Here is an 18,151-nt window from a genome sequence, read left to right as displayed (position 1 = left end):
CAGGCCGATTAAATCAGCGTATAGAAATCAGAACGTGGTGGGGGTATGGGCACTGATAATGCGGCAGATGCCTGCCGAGGTGTTGCTGAAGCTGTGAGGTATGCCGGTATTGATGGCATAACTTTGCCCTGCAACGAGGTGATATGTCTGCCCGTTAACGGTCAGTATCACTTCACCTTCCAGTATCGTGCCTATTTCCTCACCCTGGTGTTTGATCCTCTCACCGGTTGTTGTTCCCGGTTGGTAAGTCTCGAAGATCATGGCCAGTGTACGGTTCGGGTTTCCGTTATGTACTAGCTTCATTGACACACCCTGACTGCCGATCTCAATCAGGTCATCCTGATTAATAATCACCTGCGGCTCATCAGGTTTTTCCGGTTCTGCGAAGAACTCGGAGAGCGACAGCCCATAAACTTTCAGCAGCTTTTGCAGCGAACTGATAGCAGGACTCACTTTGTCCTGTTCTATGGTGCTGATGGCGCTATGCGTTAATCCAGACAGTTCGGCGGCACGACGTTGTGAAAGCCCCAATTGTTGGCGGATCTCTGACAAACGTTTACCCGGCGCCAGGCCGTCATCGCTCATAGTTGCTTTTCCTTAACAGTAGTGGTCAGAGCCGCTGCTTTTCAGCGAGGTGGTTCTGACAAGCGGTGATAAAACCTTCAAGCAACATACGCGACAGCGCGTATTCGCTACTGTTCCATTCAGGATGCCATTGCACACCCAGAGCGAACGGGTGATCGTGAATACTGGCCGCTTCAACCAGACCATCCTGTGAGCGTGCTTCCACGCGCAGCAATGGGCCCAGTGTTTTTGCGCCTTGTCCATGTAACGAGTTCACCCAAAACGTGTTGCAACCCGGTATTAGCTTTGAAAGCAATCCTCCTTGCTGAACCTGGACTTCATGAGATGGAGCGTACTGTTGCTCCACCGAAAGCTCTGGATCTTCACGGTGTTCCAAAAACTCTGGTTGATCGCACAGGCGACGATACAGAGTCCCTCCCGTTGCAACAACAAGTTCCTGCAATCCACGACAGATGGCGAAAATGGGGATGCGCCTTTCCAGACCCGCGTTGATTAACGCCAGGCTCAGTTCGTCACGCCCGGGATCGGCGTCAGGCTCATCGCCGTTTTCACCATACAGGTGCGGCTGCACGTTACTGGGGCTGCCTGGCAGGAAGATGCCATCGAGTTTGGGCAGCAAAGCATTCAGGAGTTCCGGCTCCGCCAGCGCATGTGGCAGAGCAATCGGCAAACCGCCGGCATTCAATACGGCATTAAGGTACTTTTCTTGCAACGTCTGGGTCTGGTGACCCTTAAGCCTGTTCCTGCACATCACTACACCGATAACCGGCTTGTCAAATATATTGCCCATGATCGACCTCACATTCTGGACTAAATTATTGCCAAACTAACCCGTATTACTCTTTTTTGCTCAATATCGTTCAATATATTTTCAATCTAGCAGTGTGATAACCTATTTGCAAACTCACGTTAACATTTGACAAACATTTAAAATGGAGCCATTGTCGAAAAGTGGACATTATATTTAACGGTCGAAATCAGCGACTGGCATCCAAAGCAACGGCGGTGAATCATGGAAACCAATATCGTAGAAGTTGAGAGTTTTGTTCAGCATTCCGAAGAGAGACGAAGTAGCGCGTTTGCCCGTGAAGTAAAGACGTACCTCGAACGCTATCCAAATACCCAATATGTTGATGTTTTGCTCACTGACCTGAACGGTTGCTTCCGCGGAAAGCGCATTCCGGTTTCCAGCCTGCGTAAAATAGAGAAGGGCTGCTACTTCCCTGCCTCTGTTTTTGCGATGGATATTCTTGGCAACGTGGTTGAAGAAGCAGGGCTGGGTCAGGAATTAGGTGAACCGGATCACAACTGTGTACCGGTGCTGGGTACCTTAACCCCGTCAGCGGCGGACCCGGAATTTATCGGTCAGGTGCAGCTGACGATGCTTGATGAAGATGGCGCTCCCTTTGACGTTGAGCCGCGGAACGTGCTTAACCGACTCTGGCAGCAATTGCGCCAGCGCGGTCTGTTCCCCGTGGTAGCGGTAGAGCTGGAGTTCTATTTACTTGACCGTCAACGTGACACCGAAGGGTATTTGCAGCCGCCGTGCGCGCCGGGCACCAATGACCGTAACACTCAGAGCCAGGTTTACTCCGTTGATAACCTTAACCATTTCGCCGATGTATTGACCGATATCGACGATCTGGCGTGCCTGCAATTGATTCCGGCCGATGGTGCGGTAGCCGAAGCATCTCCAGGTCAGTTCGAAATTAACCTGCATCACACCGATAACGTGCTTGATGCCTGCGACGATGCGCTGGCGTTAAAACGCCTGGTGCGCACGGTGGCGGAAAAACACAAAATGCACGCCACATTTATGGCGAAACCGTATGAAGAGCACGCCGGCAGCGGGATGCACATTCATATCAGTATCCTGAATGCGAAAGGTGAGAACGTGCTGGCCGATGCCGATGGCGAAGATTCAGTCCTTCTCAAGAAAATTCTTGCCGGGATGATAGACCTGATGCCTGCATCTATGGCGTTGTTAGCGCCAAACGTAAACTCCTACCGTCGTTTCCAGCCCGGTATGTATGTGCCAACTCAGGCTTCATGGGGGCATAACAACCGTACTGTTGCACTGCGCATCCCTTGTGGCGATCGTGACAATCACCGTGTCGAGTACCGCGTTGCTGGTGCAGATGCCAACCCTTATCTGGTGATGGCATCCATCCTCGCGGGCATTCTGCATGGTCTTAATAACGATTTGCCGCTGCATGAAGAAGTGGAAGGCAATGGGCTTGAGCAGGAAGGGCTGCCGTTCCCGATTCGCCAGAGTGATGCACTGTGGGAGTTCATGCAAAACGATAGCCTGCGCGAACTGATGGGCGAGCGCTTCAGCCATGTGTTCCACGCCTGCAAGAACGATGAGTTGATTCAGTTTGAGCGTTTGATCACAGAAACTGAAATTGAGTGGATGCTGAAAAACGCTTGATACCCCGTTTCTCCGGAAGCCTAAGCAGCTTGAAGTATGACGGGTATACAGTCTGAGCGGAGCCTGACTGGACATTTGCAGGGCAACCTGCCATTCCCCGTAGCCGCGTAATGGATAACAGGCGGTAACGGGTCTTCAGTTAAACGACAGTGTGTATGACGAGGAAATGAGATGATGCAGATGTTCAAATACCCGCATGGCGAAGGCGAATGCCGCTGCCGTATTGATTATGACGGACCGGTTACCGGTCATTGCCCGACGTTATTACCCCGCGATTCATTTCCTACCCCCAGGCTAAGCAGGTTTGCAGTCACATCGTTACTATCGCAAACCTGTACACGCATGGGGGGACTTCATCATGGCGACTAACTCACCTGTCGAACTTCCATCACAAGCGGGTAAACCGCAACTGCGTAAATCTTTAAAACTGTGGCAAGTGGTGGTGATGGGCCTGGCCTATCTCACGCCGATGTCAGTGTTTGACACCTTCGGCATTGTCTCGGGTATCAGCAATGGGCATGTGCCGGCCTCTTATATCCTTGCCCTGGCAGGCGTGTTGTTTACCGCTGTGAGCTACGGCAAACTGGTTCGCCAGTTTCCGCAAGCAGGCTCCGCCTATACCTACGCGCAAAAATCCATTAGCCCACATGTTGGTTTTATGGTGGGCTGGTCGTCGCTACTGGATTATCTTTTCCTGCCGATGATCAACGTGCTGCTGGCAAAAATTTACCTGTCCGCACTTTTCCCTGAGGTTCCACCGTGGATTTGGGTCATCGGTTTTGTGGTCATTCTCACGGTAGCAAACCTGAAAAGCGTGAATTTGGTGGCAAACTTTAACACGCTGTTTGTACTGGTTCAGGTTTGTATCATGGTGGTGTTTATCATCCTGGTGGTGCAAGGGCTTCATAAAGGGGAGGGCGTTGGAACCGTCTGGACGTTACAACCTTTTATCAGCCAGAACGCGCATTTGATTCCGATAATCACCGGGGCCACGATAGTCTGCTTCTCGTTCCTGGGTTTTGATGCGGTCACGACACTTTCGGAAGAGACTCCGGATGCGGCACGCACCATTCCAAAAGCTATCTTCCTGACTGCCGTCTATGGCGGGATTATCTTTATTGCAGCTTCGTTCTTTATGCAGTTGTTCTTCCCGGATATCAGCCGCTTTAAAAATCCAGATGCGGCGCTACCGGAAATTGCATTGTACGTGGGTGGCAAGCTGTTCCAGTCGATCTTCCTGTGTACGACCTTCGTCAATACACTGGCTTCTGGGCTGGCGTCACACGCCAGTGTTTCACGTCTGTTGTATGTGATGGGGCGTGACAACGTCTTCCCGGAAAAATACTTCGGTTACGTACACCCGAAATGGCGCACGCCAGCGCTAAATGTGGTGATGGTTGGCATCGTGTCTCTGTCGGCGCTGTTCTTCGACCTGGTGACTGCTACAGCATTAATTAACTTTGGTGCGCTGGTGGCGTTTACGTTTGTGAACCTTTCAGTATTCAACCACTTCTGGCGTCGGGAAGGCCGCAATAAGACCTGGAAAGATAAACTCAACTATCTGATTATGCCGCTGATTGGCGCGGCGACGGTGGCGGTGCTGTGGATCAACCTTGAACAGACGTCATTGACGCTGGGATTGGTTTGGGCGGCGGTCGGACTTGTGTACCTGGGCTGGCTCACGGGTCGTTTTCGCAAGCCGCCACCGCAGTTCGACGGGGCGAAAGCGGAACGGGTATGGGAGTAATATGAGATAGCCAAAGCGATTGATGCCCCTTTTTTCGACCATCTATTTCGGTGGTCGAAGATATGGTCAGTAAATCGTTGCTACTCAGGAAATGGAACTGTTGAATGCGCAGTGTGGGGAAGTGGTCCAACTGTGTGGACGCGATAACGATGCCATGGTGGTACTGGCCATGGCGGAGGGTCACGACCATTCAACGATTATCGGTGCAGGCTGGAGAGTCCGACTTTTCTGTAGCCTGCATTGCCGCAACGGTATGTGATACGAATGGAGCCTGCCAGATTACCGTTTCCATTGTGGTGCCCTTTAGCAAGCTGGAGCAGACCACTCCTGATCTTCGCCAACTGGTGCAACTGAGTGCGGAAAATATTGAGACTCGTCTGGGTTGGCGGAAGCCCTGAGGTTTTTCAGGTTCAAATTCAGTCCACTCAGGTTAATTTATCGACCAGATTACGACTCTGCTCGATCATCTTCATCCCTTCACTTTCGTTACGCTGAAGCAGAGCCATGAACAGTAAATCGGTCACGCATAGTTGTGCGCTGCGAGATGAAATGGACGAACTGCGCCAGCGCTGTTCGTCTGCAACCGTGTCGATACAGTAATCGGCTAGTTTTCTCAGTTCACTCTCCTGCAGGGACGTTATCGCCACCACAGCGGCACCTTTCGATTGGGCAACCTCAGCCGCAAGCAGCACTTCCCTACGTTGGCCGGAGAAAGATATCGCCAGCATCACATCCTGATGAGTCAGGGCTTGTGCAATGGTGAGTTGTACGTGGCTATCGGTTTCAATCAGGACATTAAAGCCAATTTTCATCAGCTTCCAGGCGAGGTCTTTTCCCACAAGAGAAGAGCCCCCGATGGCAACGATGTGAATGCGTTTCGCAGCCTGTAGCAGCCCAATAACCTTTTCAAGCTGATTGATATCAAGGCTGTCCGTTGTTTTTTGGATGGCGTTAAGCTTTTCATTGAGAAGCTTATTTGCCACGTCGAGAAGGGGATCCTGGCTGCTGATATCGTTGTGCAAATGGGATGAGTGCTGCTTACGTTCGGTTACCTGTTTCCCCCATTCTTCCGCCAGCGCCACTTTTAACTTTGTGAAGCCCTGAAGCCCGAGCTTTTGGGCAAATTTGACAATGGCCGACTGGCTAACGCCGAGCGTTTGGGCCAGTTGTTGCGAAGAAAGCTCTTTTAAGGCATCGGGACTATCAATGATGAAACTTGCGATCTTGCGCTCACCTGGGGTGAAACGTTCCATATTTTCGATCAATTTTTGACGGTACAGCACGGCGTTTCTCCACAAAAGATCGCTCGATCATTACCTTCTCGCGATTGAAAGGCAACCTTCATTAAGACGGATTTGAAGGAATTTCTGAATAGTGTTCGCCCTATAAAATGTATGAACCATGTCACATTTAACTGCAAGGAATTAAATATTCCTTTTAATTGATTGTTGAATCATTAATTATTCCATTTAAAGGCTGGGCACTGGAACTTTAACGTTGCCATTTGGCATGAACAAATAGCGAGACAATGATGAAAATCGATTTAACAACCCTGACTACCGAAGGTCGCAATACTCACAGTGAAAACATCGACATGCTGTCAACCGAAGAGATGCTGCGGGTAATCAACCAGGAAGACCAAAAAGTGGCGCTGGCCGTTGAAAAGGTGATTCCGGCTATCACTCAGGCAGTCGATGTTATCGTTGCAGCTTTCCAGGAAGGGGGGCGCTTAATTTACTGCGGTGCGGGCACTTCAGGTCGCCTTGGAATTCTGGATGCCAGCGAATGCCCTCCAACCTACGGCACGCCGCGCGAGCAGGTTGTGGCGCTGATTGCTGGTGGCCACCAGGCCATTCTTCAGGCCGTTGAAAATGCAGAAGATAGCCTGACGATGGGCGTGGAAGATCTAAAAAACCTGCAATTTAGTCAAAAAGATGTACTGGTAGGGATTGCCGCAAGCGGTCGTACACCTTACGTCGTCGCAGCACTCAACTATGCCAACAGCCTGGGCGCAACCACCGTTGCGCTGACCTGCAATGCGGGCAGTGAAATCACTCAAATAGCAAAGATTGCCATCATGCCTGTGGTGGGCGCGGAAGTGGTTACCGGGTCTTCACGTATGAAAGCCGGTACCGCACAAAAGCTGGTACTGAACATGCTGACCACCGGAGCGATGATCCGCAGCGGCAAGGTCTACGGCAATCTGATGGTGGACGTGGAAGCAACCAATCTGAAGCTCGTTCAGCGTCAAATCAACATCGTTATGCAGGCTACGGATTGCGACCAGCAGACGGCCTCGGATGCGCTGGCTGCCTGTGATGGCCACTGCAAAACCGCCATCGTTATGGTGCTGGGTAAGTTGACCGCCGCGCAAGCTAAACAACTGTTAAATGATAACAATGGCTTTATTCGCAAGGCGTTAGCCAATACGGAGATCTAGCAATGGCGAAGATTACGGAACAATTAATTGCCACGATCCTGCAGTTGGTTGGCAATAAAAATAATATTCAGACCTGTGGGCATTGCATGACTCGCCTGCGTTTGACACTCAATAACGACCAGTTGATTGAGCATGACAAACTCAAGGCGCTGGCTGGGGTGCTGGGAGTGGTTAACGGTGACGATCAGTTGCAAATCATCCTTGGGCCCGGCAAAGCGCAAACCGCTGCTGAAATGATGAACACGATGCTGGCTAACGGAGCGGACGCAGCCTTTGAGCAGCCGAGCGTGGGTTCCGTTGCCAGTGACACCAAACAGAAGATGAAGGCAAAACAAAACAGCGTAGTGCATCAGTTCCTCGCTAAGTTTGCCACCATCTTTACGCCACTGATCCCGGGCTTTATCGCCGCGGGTATGCTGCTGGGTTTTGCGACGCTGATCGAACAAAGCCTTCTTGCGGACGCCGCCGTGAAGAATGCAACCATCGTGCATATCGTGGGTTACATGAAGATCTTCGGCAAGGGTTTGTTTACCTTCCTGCCTATTCTGATTGGTTATAACGCACAGAAAGCTTTTGGTGGCTCGGGCGTAAATGGGGCGATTATCGCTTCTTTATTCCTGCTGGGTTACAACCCAGAAGCGACGGTGGGATATTTCTCCGGCATTGATAACTTTTTCGGCATGGGCATTGATCCGCGCGGCAACATTATTGGTGTACTGATCGCGTCTATTCTGGGCGCGTGGATCGAGCGTCAGATCCGTAAAGTTGTCCCTGATAACCTGGATATGATTGTCACTTCACTGCTGACGCTGCTGATCACCGGGGCGTTGACCTTTACGCTGATTATGCCTTTTGGTGGCGAGCTGTTTAAAGGGATGTCCTGGCTGTTCCTGCACTTGAACGGTAACCCGTTTGGCTGTGCAATTCTTGCTGGGCTGTTCCTGATTGCGGTGGTGTTTGGTGTTCATCAGGGCTTTATCCCGGTCTACTTTGCGCTGATGGACGTGCAGGGCTTTAACTCGCTGTTCCCGATTCTGGCGATGGCTGGCGGTGGGCAGGTCGGTGCAGCACTTGCGCTTTACTATCGCTCAGCTAAGCATTCCATGACACGTAATCAGGTGAAAGGGGCGATTATTCCTGGCCTGCTGGGCGTTGGCGAACCGCTCATCTACGCCGTAACTTTGCCACGCGTTAAGCCATTCGTCACGGCCTGTCTCGGCGGCGCGTGCGGCGGTTTCTTCATCGGCCTGGTGGCATGGCTTGGTCTGCCGATTGGCCTGAACACCGTATTTGGCCCGTCCGGTCTGGTTTCTCTGCCGTTGATGACATCCGCCCAGGGTATCTATGCCGGTATGGGGGTTTACGCAGCGGGAGTGCTTATCTCCTACGCTAGTGGCTTCATCATTACGTGGTTCTTTGGCTACAAAGACGTTGATTTGACATAAGTTCGAGGGCAGGCGGCATCCCCCAAAACTCACGTTGCCGCCTGCTTTTTTTCGAGGCCATTTGCACCTCACCTGTTGGCACTTCAGCGATATCTTTCACCAGAGGCTGTCGCCGCATCATTACTGGGGTGCCCCAGGATGCACGCAAACAAAAAAGCCCGCTTAAGTTTCCTTAAGCGGGCTTTCGAATTTGGCTCCTCTGACTGGACTCGAACCAGTGACATACGGATTAACAGTCCGCCGTTCTACCGACTGAACTACAGAGGAATCGGTTAACGGGGCGCATATTAGCGAGGCGTTTCAGGCTTGTCAAAGCCTCTCATCACGCTGTTGGTTCGTTTGCTGATAAAACAAGCAAACTGCTTCATTTGACGCTACAGACATATCTTTACAGCGCATTAGTTGCCAAACGGAGGTGACGGGCTAAGATATGCGGTTCAAATGGAGTGAAGAATTCATGTTAAAACAGCAGCAAATCGCAAAGTGGTTTTTGTTCCTGGCTTGTCTGGCGGTGTTAGTGTGCACCGCGCAGCGCATGGCCGGGATGCATGCTTTGCAAATGAAAGCTGCTCAGAGCGTGATGCTGACTCAAAACAGTGTTTCCGATGCTGATGAAGCGTCAGCGGTGACACCTTGTGAATTGAGCGCTAAATCGCTCCTTGCCTCGCCGCCGGTGCTGTTTGAAGCTGCGCTGTTTATCTTCAGCCTGATCGTGACGCTGCTTGCACCATTGTTGTCGAGATCTTCCTCCCTTGTCCCCGTTCGAGAATTTTCCTCCCCCACGCTCAGAGTCCATCTGAGATTTTGCGTATTCCGTGAATGAAACCGGCTGTTTAACACAGTTCGATAATTCATTTATGGAGAAAAAATATGTTGAGTCTTTTCAGGCAGACATTGATCTGTCTATTGCTGCTATGGGTGCCAGTCAGTTGGGCTGCACAATCCGCTTGGCTTCATTCCGCCGATAATAATCATGCGAGCGTGCGCCTGCGCGCTGACACTTCCGTGCAAGGCGAAACTCAGGTTTTACTGGATGTAAAACTTGAGGATGGCTGGAAAACATACTGGCGTTCACCTGGCGATGGTGGCGTTGCGCCCACCATTACCTGGAATGAACCAGTAAAAGCAGCCCAATGGTTTTGGCCAGTACCGCAACGGTTTGATGTAGCGGGGATCACCACTCAGGGTTACCAACACCAGGTCAGTATCCCGATAAAACTGGCAGACAAGCTACCGACAAAAATAGCCGGTGTGCTGACGCTTTCGACTTGCAAAGATGTCTGCCTGTTGACCGATTTCCCCTTTGAAATCACACCGATGCAGGGTGATGCGACCTTTGCCCATGACTATGCGCAAGCAATGGGCAAGGTGCCGCTCCCAAATGGGCTGATGGATGTTCTGAAAGCCGGGTATCACAATGCAGAGTTAGTCGTGCAAGCCACTCGCAGCGCAGGCTGGCAGAAGCCCGAGCTGTATCTGGATACGCCGGATGATGCCAGTTTCGGCAAACCAAAAATCCGTGTAGACGGTGAAACCCTGTGGGCAACGATACCGGTAAGCGATGGCTGGGACGGTGTCGGTCCCGATCTGCGCGGGCGTCATTTATCACTGGTTATCGCCGATAACGGTGTCGCTCAGCAAAGCAGCGTTACGATAGATGCCGCGCCAATGGTGCCTGATGCGGGCGATGATTTAGCACTTTGGCAGGTGTTGCTGCTTGCCCTGTTGGGCGGATTTATCCTCAACCTGATGCCGTGTGTTTTGCCCGTGCTTGGCATGAAATTAGGCTCGGTGCTGCTGGTGGACAAGCAAGACCAGCGGCAGATACGTCAGCAGTTCCTCGCCTCGTTTGCCGGGATTCTGACTTCGTTTATGGCGCTGGCATTGTTGATGACCGTACTGCGCTTAACCCATCAGGCGGTGGGTTGGGGTATTCAGTTCCAGAACGTCTGGTTTATCGGCTTTATGGTGTTGGTGATGATGATATTCAGCGCCAACCTGTTCGGATTGTTTGAGATTCATTTGTCATCGAAAGTGACGACGAAACTCGCCACGCAGGGTGGAAGTGGCTTGAGCGGGCATTTTTGGCAGGGTGCGCTGGCGACGCTTTTGGCGACTCCCTGTAGCGCACCGTTTCTTGGAACTGCGGTCGCCATTGCATTGGGTGCCTCATTGCCAACGTTATGGGGAATTTTCTTCGCCTTAGGCGTGGGGATGAGCTTGCCGTGGCTGTTAATCGCCATGCGCCCATCACTGGCACTACGCCTTCCGAAACCTGGGCGTTGGATGCTTTGGCTGCGCCGAATACTGGCGGTGATGATGCTGGGATCGGCGTTGTGGTTGGCCAGTTTGTTACCGGTGCATTTTAGCGCAACAGCCAACGGCCCAGCGGAAGAGAAGATCGCCTGGCAGCCGTTAAGCGAGCAGGCCATCCAGGATGCACTTGCTCAAAATAAACGTGTGTTTATTGATGTCACTGCCGACTGGTGTATCACCTGCAAAATAAACAAGTTAAATGTCATTGCTCGAGATGATGTGCAGGCCGCATTGCAGGAGCCTGATGTGGTTGCATTGCGTGGCGACTGGACGCTTCCTTCGAAGGAAATCACGGATTTTCTCAAGCAACGTGGCCAGGCCGGTGTGCCGTTCAATCAAGTCTATGGGCCAAACTCTCCCGTAGGGAAGCCGCTCCAGACACTTTTAACGCGTGATGTTGTCCTGAATTCGCTCACTGAAGCAAAAGGAAATCAATAATGAAAATGCTTATGACGCTTTTGCTGTTTGTGGCGACGACTTTTGGCGCAAACGCCGCGACCCCATCCGACGAAGATCAGTTACAGGAAATGATTTACCAGGCTTTGTACCACGATCCGGCCAGCCCTCGGATGGGTGCTACGAATGCAAAACTGACCATTATCTCTTTTACTGATTACAACTGTCCGTACTGCAAACAGTTCGACCCGATGCTTGAAAAAGTGGTGCAGAAATATCCAGATGTGGCGGTGGTGTTCAAGCTGCTGCCTTTTCGCGGTGAATCTTCGTCGCTTGCCTCTCGAGTGGCTCTCACCACCTGGCGGGAACATCCGCAGGAGTTTCTGGCGCTGCATCAAAGCCTGATGTCGAAAAAGGGCAATCATACCGCGGCCACCATTGATGCTGCGGCCACAAAAAGTGGCTCAACGCGCGTCGAGCCGGATGAACTGAGCAGGGAAACGCTGAGCCTCAATCTGCAACTGGCGCGGATTGTCGGTGTGCAAGGAACACCGGCTACGCTGGTTGGCGATACGTTTTTGGCGGGTGCAGTGCCGTGGGAATCTCTCGACGAACTGGTACAAGTGAAACGGGAGCAGGCTAATGACAAGTAAGCTGCGACGTTGGGGGCGTAAGGTGCTGGTCATCGCGCTGATCGTTGTCACGATGGTGGTCCTGATGGATTGGTGGCGTGCGCCAAAAATGCCAGGTTCCTTCGACAGCACACCGCTGCATACGCTGGATGGTCAAACCATTACCCTGAATGCACTGAGTGAAGAACGCCCGCTGCTACTCTATTTCTGGGCGAGTTGGTGTGGCGTGTGTCGCTACACCACGCCATCCATTGCGCGCCTGGTGGAAGAACAGTCCAATGTGATGTCTATCGCTTTGAGATCGGGCGAACCGCAGGAGGTGGCGCGTTGGCTTGCGCAGAAGAAGATAATGATTCCGGTGATCAATGACCCTTCGGGCGAGTTATCCCGCAACTGGCAGATTGGCGTTACGCCTACGCTGGTGGTGCTTTACAAAGGAGAGGTGGTTTCTTCGACGACTGGCTGGACTAGCTATTGGGGGATGAAGATCCGCCTGTGGTGGGCTGGCGTATAAAGGAGAGTTCCACGTTTATCTGAATGTGCGCACTGTAATGGTGCGCACATACCTCTTATGGGGCATAAGAGAACCCTTGTTTCAATCTTCATTCCCGTGGTTTCAATCACTTTCGCTTATTATCCAGCTTGTTAGCTCATCTGGTCGGATGTTTCTCAAAAGTGGCAAGTATATTGCAATTCTTAGAGTGACATCACTGCCGAAACTGGCGTTGGCATTCCGTGTAGGAGGCAAAATGAATTTAAGACGACTGAAGTACTTCGTAAAAATCGTCGATATTGGTAGCCTGACTCAGGCCGCAGAAGTGCTGCATATCGCGCAGCCAGCGCTGAGCCAACAAGTTGCTACCCTTGAAGGTGAAATGGACCAGCAGCTGTTAATTCGCACTAAACGCGGCGTAACGCCTACAGAAGCAGGAAAAATCCTTTATACCCATGCGCGAACGATTCTTCGCCAGTGCGAACAGGCACAGTTGGCGGTTTGCAATGTGGGTCAAACAATCGGCGGGCAGGTTTCAATTGGCCTGGCGCCAGGTACAGCGGCTTCATCTATTACCATGCCTTTATTGCAGGCAGTACGTGCGGAGTTACCCGACGTACTGGTCTATCTGCATGAGAACAGTAGTTCTGTCCTGAATGACAAGCTGTTAAGCGGCCAGCTTGACATGGCGGTCTTGTATGACCGTTCTCCAACGGCAGGCATCATTAGCCAACCGTTACTTAAAGAGGAGTTGTTTCTGGTCGGCACCCGCGACTGTCCAGGTCAGACAGTCGATCTCTGTGCGGTGGCCGAAATGAACCTATTCCTGCCGCGTGATTATAGTGCGGTTCGTAAACGAGTGGATGAAGCGTTCTCGTTGCGTCGCCTGACGGCAAAAATCACCGGCGAGATTGATTCTATCTCTACCCTGACGGCCGCAATTGCCAGCGGCATGGGCGTAACCGTGTTGCCAGAATCAGCGGCGCGATCGCTGGTGAGTTCCGCAAATGGTTGGATGGCTCGCATTACGAGCCCATCACTGAATTTACCGCTCTCGGTGAATTTGTCGGCGCGCACCGCGTTGACGCCCCAGGCGCAGGCGGTAAAAGACATTTTAATGTCTTTAGTGGTTCGTCCTGTGCAAGAAAATCGCGAGCTGCTGTTAGTCGGCTAAGCCTGTGGGTAAATAGCGCTTATTGCTAAATCGAATAAGTTGCTGGTTTTTATTATTTGGTATCTCGGGGCCGCCACTTTAACAATAGTGTAAAGAACGGTCATGCCCTGGGGGCAATGTGAACTTCCAGCAACTAAAAATTATTCGTGAGGCGGCTCGGCGGGACTACAACCTGACCGAAGTCGCCAACATGCTTTTTACCTCTCAATCTGGCGTCAGCCGTCATATCCGTGAACTGGAAGAAGAGCTTGGTATCGAGATCTTCATTCGCCGTGGAAAGCGATTATTAGGTATGACGGAACCTGGCAAAGCCTTGCTGGTCATTGCCGAACGTATCCTTAATGAAGCCAGTAACGTACGGCGCCTGGCCGATGTATTTACCAATGACGCCAGCGGCGTGCTGACGATTGCGACGACGCATACTCAGGCGCGCTACAGTTTGCCATCCGTCATTAAATCCTTCCGTGCGTTGTTTCCTGAAGTCCGTCTTGAATTAATTCAGGGCACGCCTCAAGAAATAGAAACCTTGTTGCACAACGGTACGGCGGATATTGGTATCGCCAGTGAACGATTGAGCACCGATCCGTTAGTGGTTGCCTATCCCTGGTTTCGTTGGTTCCACACCTTGCTGGTGCCGCACGGCCATCCATTGATTCATGCCAATCCCCTTACGCTCGACGATATCAGCCGCTGGCCGATTATTACTTATCGGCAGGGGATAACAGGGCGGGCGCGTATTGATGAAGCATTTTTACGCCGCGGGCTAACGCCTGATATTGTCCTGAGCGCTCAAGATTCTGATGTGGTGAAAACCTACGTTGAATTAGGGCTGGGTATTGGCCTGGTTGCGTTTCAGGCCAGCGGCGATGAAGGAGGGGAGTTGGTTCGGCTGGATACGCGTCATTTATTTGACGCCAACACGGTTTGGCTTGGACTCAAACGCGGGCAGCTCCAGCGTAATTACGTTTGGCGCTTTATCGAATTATGTAACCCGGAGCTCTCTGTTGCGGATATTAAGCGATTAGCACTTGAGCCAGAAGAAACCGTACTGGATTATCAAATTTGATGCTTTTATCCTTTTGGTGAGCTAATTTTTAGCCGTTTTGGGGCGCTAATTGCGTGAAGCGTGATCGGTACGGTGCAAAATTCAGCAAACGAAGCGCGGTGACCGAAAATTTCATTGACTCACCGCGTCAGGTAAGTAGAATGCAACGCATCGAACGGCAGCACAGCTTGCCAGAAGATAGTAAAATCAAATGATTAGCTTTAAGCTTCATTAAAATGATTTTGCGGGAATAGCTCAGTTGGTAGAGCACGACCTTGCCAAGGTCGGGGTCGCGAGTTCGAGTCTCGTTTCCCGCTCCAAATTTATGTAGCAGAGTTTCTGTTACAGCCTGCAAAGGTGAAAGGTTTTGGCGCGTTAGCAAAGCGGTTATGTAGCGGATTGCAAATCCGTCTAGTCCGGTTCGACTCCGGAACGCGCCTCCACTTTCTTCCCGAGCCCGGGTGGTGAAATCGGTAGACACAAGGGATTTAAAATCCCTCGGCGTACGCGCTGTGCGGGTTCAAGTCCCGCCCCGGGCACCATGGGAAACATCAGAATAATCAAAGCAATAAGCAGTGTCGTGAAACCACCTACGGGTGGTTTTTTTATGCCTGAAATTCACGTCCTGTGCATATCCTGTGCTCACGGGGTGCAATGAAGTGCTAACTTGAGCCATTCAATGCGAAATTCCCTTCTTTTTCTCTAACATTCTCATGGTCAGGTTATCCCGATTCTTCCTGTCTGTGTCCTGTTAATTCAACCAGATCAAAAACGGTTGTAACCCACGGAAAAGCTAGGTTAAGTACAGCAATGCGTGTTGGAGCGCGTTGTTGTTGAGAATAACTCGCTTAGCGATGATGATGACGAGCACGACCGTGAAACCGGTAATCGTCCTGGCTATACAGGTGCTTTGCTGGATGCGGATGGTATCCGAATAAAGCGGCTGGAGGGCTGATAGCCATGCTATTGCTAACCGGTAACTTGAAAAGTGAGTCGGCGTGGACCACGATTCACTTCAGGCAGCATAGACTTCCCTACACAGGATATGAGCGATGATACATGTTATTGGCCATCTTCATCCGGACAGTGATTCGGTTTGTACTGCATTTATGACCGCCCGCTGGCTGACGCTTCGTGGGCAAGAAGCACAGGCATGGCGCACTGGCGAAATAAATCGTGAAACGCAGTTTATTTTTGAGCATGCGGATCTGCCGCTCCCGGAATCTCTGCTTTTCTCTTTGGCTGATCGCGCGGTCTGGCTGGTTGACTTTACCGAGCCGGCCCAAGGCCCCGAATCACTGGTTGACAGTAACATCGTCGGGATTATTGACCATCACCGCCTGGGAGGGCTGATAACCCGACTTCCCCCGGAGGTTTGGATAAAACCTGTCGGCAGCAGTGCAACAGTGTTATGGCAACTGATGTCACCATCTGTCAGAGACAATATTACACCTGCAGAAGCGATTCTTATGTTGGGTGCGGTCATGAGCGACACTGTGGACCTGCGCTCGCCGACAACAACCGAAGACGACCGTACGGCAGTAGATGAACTCACCGCACTGGCAGGACTTGACCGGAGCTCATTTGTTGCCAGCCTCTTGACGGCCAAAACTAGTATTGAGGGCATGACCGCCAGACAGTTACTCAATAAAGATATTAAAACATTTGAGATTGATGGTATCCGGGTGCGCGTTGCCCAACTTGAACTCTACTCTCTGAGCCAGACAGAACAGGTCCTTGATGCGCTTCGCCGGGAAATGGAGCAGCATGTCATAGAAACAGGTGTGGAACTGGTTGTTCTGATGCTGACGGATATAAACGCCAGACGATCAGAACTCTATTTTTCCGGGGCTGCACTGATTAAGGAGCCACAACCCTGTGTGGTGAACGGCATGTTAAGCCGAAAAAAACAGCTTCTCCCCTGGCTACAAAAGCACCTTCATCAACACCGGGGTAAATCATAACTGGCGGCTCACCCTTCCTCTTTATCGCTCATTTTTAACACGGTAGGCTGGGTTGATTTGATAACGTTCAAACGTGCCCAGCCCTTTTACATTCGCGTCAGGGGATGAAACGCATAAGGTGCTGTTGTAAGTGCCAGAACCGGGTAGCTCTCACTACCCGATTAATGATTACATCGCTGCGGCTTTTTCCTGTAACAGTTCATAGCAGGTTGCATAATGTTTAAGAAACCACGTTTTGCAACCTTCATCCATATTTCCTGTGATTGCATCCGGACAAAGGTATCGACCCTGAGAGCGCATCCGGGCAAAACTTAATGCAATAAAATCTAAATCTTTGGAAGATACAATAGACTTATTATTTACTAGCTGCATGCATTTCTCCTGTATTGGCCTGTGTTGGGCAAACCAGAAAATGAATATGAAGCTGTAGTAAGTATGGTTCAAAAAAACACTGAACGATATTATTTCACTCTCAGAAAGAGAGCCGAAATATCAACGTGTTGTATCAATAGCCAGGATGAGACATCCAGGTCTGCCCGCTATTTAGGTGGTCGCTGAAGATCATTGGTATGTTTATAGCGTATTGGACAGGTGCTTACTGGCGTGGTTGATTTGCCCGGAACCGACTTTATCGTAGGGAGGGACGTTATTCTCATCACTCGTTAACGGCACCCTCAGAGGAAGCCGTTAACTTATAAGGTTTAGTTCTACATTATGGATGACTACTATTTGTAGAGGACTGCAGTTCCGTATGTCTGGTCTCCAAAGTTACTCTCAGAAATTATTTTATAACCTGTCGCGCCTTTATGAGTGGCTTCTTTACCAATGAAAGCCTCTACATCTTCAGAGGAATCTCCCCAGACAGAGATAGTACCTATCTGTTGCTGATGAGTGGCTCCAGGTGCTAACTCTTTGGCTGGCGTAATTGTGGCTGCAGCCATGGTCACTATAGGAAGTGCCATAAGAGCCGCTATTACAGAAAAACACATTAGTCTTTTCATCATGACTTCCTCGTAAGCCTCAAGCTGCTGAGAGCTCAGAATCAATTAGCATTTTAAAGTGTAGATGCTAAGAGAGGAGAGTGAAAAAACTATGGAATGTGCTCAGTTTTATACCCATCACATGTCCTGTGTTCACTGGCGAAACATTAACGGGCTGGATTGACCCGACTGACGTTTCTATAGACAACTCCAGTACCTGGAACATGACGGCGGATTCCCTGGTCGATGACGTCTCGCTGGTACTCTCAACGTTGTGGCACCTTCCACGCAGCCAATGACGGCCGGGCGCACACTGACCGCCACCAACGGGAATGGGCAGGGCGGTACTGTCGTGCTAAATACGCTTTCCATCAGTGAATTATCCAGGCCTTACCACTGCCTCTTAAACTTCCGACTTTCTCGCTGCTCGGGTGAAATACGCCTTTAAGAATTATTAAATTATTTATGGAAATTATTAACCAATAATATCATGAACGATTGAT

Annotated in this window: 19 protein-coding genes and 4 tRNA genes; 17 read left to right on the top strand and 6 right to left on the bottom strand. The window is 50.9% G+C overall.

The window, feature by feature from the left end:
• Positions 1-27: 27 nt before the first annotated feature.
• Both puuR and puuD read right to left on the bottom strand, forming a co-directional pair.
• The gene (gene puuR / locus BSPA111_RS02805) at positions 28-585 is read right to left on the bottom strand and encodes an HTH-type transcriptional regulator PuuR (RefSeq protein ID WP_183269676.1); all 558 of its coding nucleotides are present in this window, start codon (positions 583-585) and stop codon (positions 28-30) included.
• A gap of 25 nt (positions 586-610) precedes the next feature.
• Positions 611-1,375 carry a gamma-glutamyl-gamma-aminobutyrate hydrolase gene (gene puuD / locus BSPA111_RS02800; protein WP_183269675.1) on the bottom strand — a complete coding sequence of 255 codons (765 nt, stop codon included), beginning with the start codon at positions 1,373-1,375 and terminating at the stop codon, positions 611-613.
• Positions 1,376-1,597: 222 nt separating this feature from the next.
• Between puuD and BSPA111_RS02795 the strand changes: the two genes are divergently transcribed.
• The 3 genes from BSPA111_RS02795 (at position 1,598) to BSPA111_RS22610 (ending at position 5,022) form a co-directional block, all read left to right on the top strand.
• Entirely contained in the window at positions 1,598-3,016 is a 1,419-nt protein-coding gene (locus tag BSPA111_RS02795) for a glutamine synthetase family protein (protein ID WP_183269674.1), read from the top strand.
• Positions 3,017-3,374: 358 nt separating this feature from the next.
• Positions 3,375-4,763, top strand: coding sequence for an APC family permease (locus BSPA111_RS02790; protein WP_183269673.1), 1,389 nt, complete (start codon positions 3,375-3,377; stop codon positions 4,761-4,763).
• Positions 4,764-4,854: 91 nt separating this feature from the next.
• Positions 4,855-5,022, top strand: a complete 168-nt coding sequence (locus BSPA111_RS22610; protein ID WP_255459221.1) for a hypothetical protein — start codon at positions 4,855-4,857, stop codon at positions 5,020-5,022.
• Between the two features lie 166 nt (positions 5,023-5,188).
• Here BSPA111_RS22610 and BSPA111_RS02780 read toward each other — a convergent pair whose 3' ends face one another.
• Positions 5,189-6,046 (bottom strand): SIS domain-containing protein, encoded by an 858-nt coding sequence (locus BSPA111_RS02780; protein ID WP_255459220.1) that lies wholly within the window; start codon positions 6,044-6,046, stop codon positions 5,189-5,191.
• Between the two features lie 248 nt (positions 6,047-6,294).
• Between BSPA111_RS02780 and murQ the strand changes: the two genes are divergently transcribed.
• Both murQ and murP read left to right on the top strand, forming a co-directional pair.
• On the top strand, positions 6,295-7,203 hold the full coding sequence (murQ, locus tag BSPA111_RS02775) for an N-acetylmuramic acid 6-phosphate etherase (protein WP_183270274.1): 909 nt from the start codon (positions 6,295-6,297) through the stop codon (positions 7,201-7,203).
• 2 nt (positions 7,204-7,205) lie between these two features.
• Positions 7,206-8,648: a PTS N-acetylmuramic acid transporter subunit IIBC gene (gene murP, locus BSPA111_RS02770; protein ID WP_183269672.1), complete on the top strand. Its 1,443-nt coding sequence runs from the start codon at positions 7,206-7,208 to the stop codon at positions 8,646-8,648.
• Positions 8,649-8,839: 191 nt separating this feature from the next.
• On the opposite strand, the gene BSPA111_RS02765 is transcribed toward murP, so the two are convergent.
• Positions 8,840-8,915, bottom strand: a tRNA-Asn gene (locus BSPA111_RS02765).
• A gap of 190 nt (positions 8,916-9,105) precedes the next feature.
• Here BSPA111_RS02765 and BSPA111_RS02760 point away from each other — a divergent pair.
• The 11 genes from BSPA111_RS02760 (at position 9,106) to BSPA111_RS02710 (ending at position 16,668) form a co-directional block, all read left to right on the top strand.
• The gene (locus tag BSPA111_RS02760; RefSeq protein ID WP_183269671.1) at positions 9,106-9,471 is read left to right on the top strand and encodes a copper resistance protein; all 366 of its coding nucleotides are present in this window, start codon (positions 9,106-9,108) and stop codon (positions 9,469-9,471) included.
• A gap of 47 nt (positions 9,472-9,518) precedes the next feature.
• Entirely contained in the window at positions 9,519-11,402 is a 1,884-nt protein-coding gene (locus tag BSPA111_RS02755) for a protein-disulfide reductase DsbD (protein ID WP_183269670.1), read from the top strand.
• Positions 11,402-12,013 (top strand): DsbA family protein, encoded by a 612-nt coding sequence (locus BSPA111_RS02750; protein WP_183269669.1) that lies wholly within the window; start codon positions 11,402-11,404, stop codon positions 12,011-12,013. Before BSPA111_RS02755 ends, BSPA111_RS02750 begins: the two co-directional genes overlap by 1 nt.
• Complete coding sequence (locus BSPA111_RS02745) at positions 12,003-12,506, top strand: protein disulfide oxidoreductase (protein ID WP_183269668.1); 504 nt, start codon at positions 12,003-12,005, stop codon at positions 12,504-12,506. The genes BSPA111_RS02750 and BSPA111_RS02745 overlap by 11 nt, the downstream gene beginning before the upstream one ends.
• Before the next feature lie 235 nt (positions 12,507-12,741).
• Positions 12,742-13,659, top strand: coding sequence for a nitrogen assimilation transcriptional regulator NAC (gene nac / locus BSPA111_RS02740; protein ID WP_183269667.1), 918 nt, complete (start codon positions 12,742-12,744; stop codon positions 13,657-13,659).
• Between the two features lie 118 nt (positions 13,660-13,777).
• Positions 13,778-14,725, top strand: a complete 948-nt coding sequence (gene cbl, locus BSPA111_RS02735; RefSeq protein WP_183269666.1) for an HTH-type transcriptional regulator Cbl — start codon at positions 13,778-13,780, stop codon at positions 14,723-14,725.
• Positions 14,726-14,948: 223 nt separating this feature from the next.
• Positions 14,949-15,024 (top strand) — tRNA-Gly (locus BSPA111_RS02730).
• Between the two features lie 49 nt (positions 15,025-15,073).
• Positions 15,074-15,147: transfer RNA gene (locus BSPA111_RS02725), tRNA-Cys, on the top strand.
• 12 nt (positions 15,148-15,159) lie between these two features.
• Positions 15,160-15,246 (top strand) — tRNA-Leu (locus BSPA111_RS02720).
• A 275-nt stretch (positions 15,247-15,521) separates the two neighbouring features.
• Positions 15,522-15,659 (top strand): hypothetical protein, encoded by a 138-nt coding sequence (locus BSPA111_RS02715; RefSeq protein ID WP_183270307.1) that lies wholly within the window; start codon positions 15,522-15,524, stop codon positions 15,657-15,659.
• A 97-nt stretch (positions 15,660-15,756) separates the two neighbouring features.
• Complete coding sequence (locus BSPA111_RS02710; RefSeq protein WP_183269665.1) at positions 15,757-16,668, top strand: manganese-dependent inorganic pyrophosphatase; 912 nt, start codon at positions 15,757-15,759, stop codon at positions 16,666-16,668.
• A gap of 168 nt (positions 16,669-16,836) precedes the next feature.
• On the opposite strand, the gene BSPA111_RS02705 is transcribed toward BSPA111_RS02710, so the two are convergent.
• Both BSPA111_RS02705 and BSPA111_RS02700 read right to left on the bottom strand, forming a co-directional pair.
• Entirely contained in the window at positions 16,837-17,040 is a 204-nt protein-coding gene (locus BSPA111_RS02705; RefSeq protein ID WP_183269664.1) for a hypothetical protein, read from the bottom strand.
• A 353-nt stretch (positions 17,041-17,393) separates the two neighbouring features.
• Positions 17,394-17,672, bottom strand: coding sequence for a DUF1471 domain-containing protein (locus tag BSPA111_RS02700; protein WP_183269663.1), 279 nt, complete (start codon positions 17,670-17,672; stop codon positions 17,394-17,396).
• A gap of 77 nt (positions 17,673-17,749) precedes the next feature.
• On the opposite strand from BSPA111_RS02700, the gene BSPA111_RS02695 reads away from it, so the two are divergent.
• Positions 17,750-17,947: a hypothetical protein gene (locus tag BSPA111_RS02695; protein ID WP_183269662.1), complete on the top strand. Its 198-nt coding sequence runs from the start codon at positions 17,750-17,752 to the stop codon at positions 17,945-17,947.
• The last annotated feature ends 204 nt before the right edge of the window (positions 17,948-18,151 follow it).

The sequence above is a fragment of the Buttiauxella sp. A111 genome (assembly GCF_014189855.1).
Lineage (GTDB): Bacteria > Pseudomonadota > Gammaproteobacteria > Enterobacterales > Enterobacteriaceae > Buttiauxella > Buttiauxella selenatireducens.
The sequence above is the reverse complement of the archived record's forward strand: the minus strand, read 5'-3'. Positions and strand labels throughout refer to the sequence as shown.

Coding starts and splice junctions, on each gene's coding strand:
- BSPA111_RS02705 (WP_183269664.1), bottom strand. CDS start 17,040: ATGCAGCTAGTAAATAATAAGTCTATTGTATCTTCCAAAGATTTAGAT.
- BSPA111_RS02795 (WP_183269674.1), top strand. CDS start 1,598: ATGGAAACCAATATCGTAGAAGTTGAGAGTTTTGTTCAGCATTCCGAA.
- puuR (WP_183269676.1), bottom strand. CDS start 585: ATGAGCGATGACGGCCTGGCGCCGGGTAAACGTTTGTCAGAGATCCGC.
- BSPA111_RS02700 (WP_183269663.1), bottom strand. CDS start 17,672: ATGATGAAAAGACTAATGTGTTTTTCTGTAATAGCGGCTCTTATGGCA.
- puuD (WP_183269675.1), bottom strand. CDS start 1,375: ATGGGCAATATATTTGACAAGCCGGTTATCGGTGTAGTGATGTGCAGG.
- BSPA111_RS02755 (WP_183269670.1), top strand. CDS start 9,519: ATGTTGAGTCTTTTCAGGCAGACATTGATCTGTCTATTGCTGCTATGG.
- BSPA111_RS02790 (WP_183269673.1), top strand. CDS start 3,375: ATGGCGACTAACTCACCTGTCGAACTTCCATCACAAGCGGGTAAACCG.
- BSPA111_RS02750 (WP_183269669.1), top strand. CDS start 11,402: ATGAAAATGCTTATGACGCTTTTGCTGTTTGTGGCGACGACTTTTGGC.
- BSPA111_RS02745 (WP_183269668.1), top strand. CDS start 12,003: ATGACAAGTAAGCTGCGACGTTGGGGGCGTAAGGTGCTGGTCATCGCG.
- nac (WP_183269667.1), top strand. CDS start 12,742: ATGAATTTAAGACGACTGAAGTACTTCGTAAAAATCGTCGATATTGGT.
- murP (WP_183269672.1), top strand. CDS start 7,206: ATGGCGAAGATTACGGAACAATTAATTGCCACGATCCTGCAGTTGGTT.
- BSPA111_RS02760 (WP_183269671.1), top strand. CDS start 9,106: ATGTTAAAACAGCAGCAAATCGCAAAGTGGTTTTTGTTCCTGGCTTGT.
- murQ (WP_183270274.1), top strand. CDS start 6,295: ATGAAAATCGATTTAACAACCCTGACTACCGAAGGTCGCAATACTCAC.
- BSPA111_RS02710 (WP_183269665.1), top strand. CDS start 15,757: ATGATACATGTTATTGGCCATCTTCATCCGGACAGTGATTCGGTTTGT.
- BSPA111_RS22610 (WP_255459221.1), top strand. CDS start 4,855: ATGGAACTGTTGAATGCGCAGTGTGGGGAAGTGGTCCAACTGTGTGGA.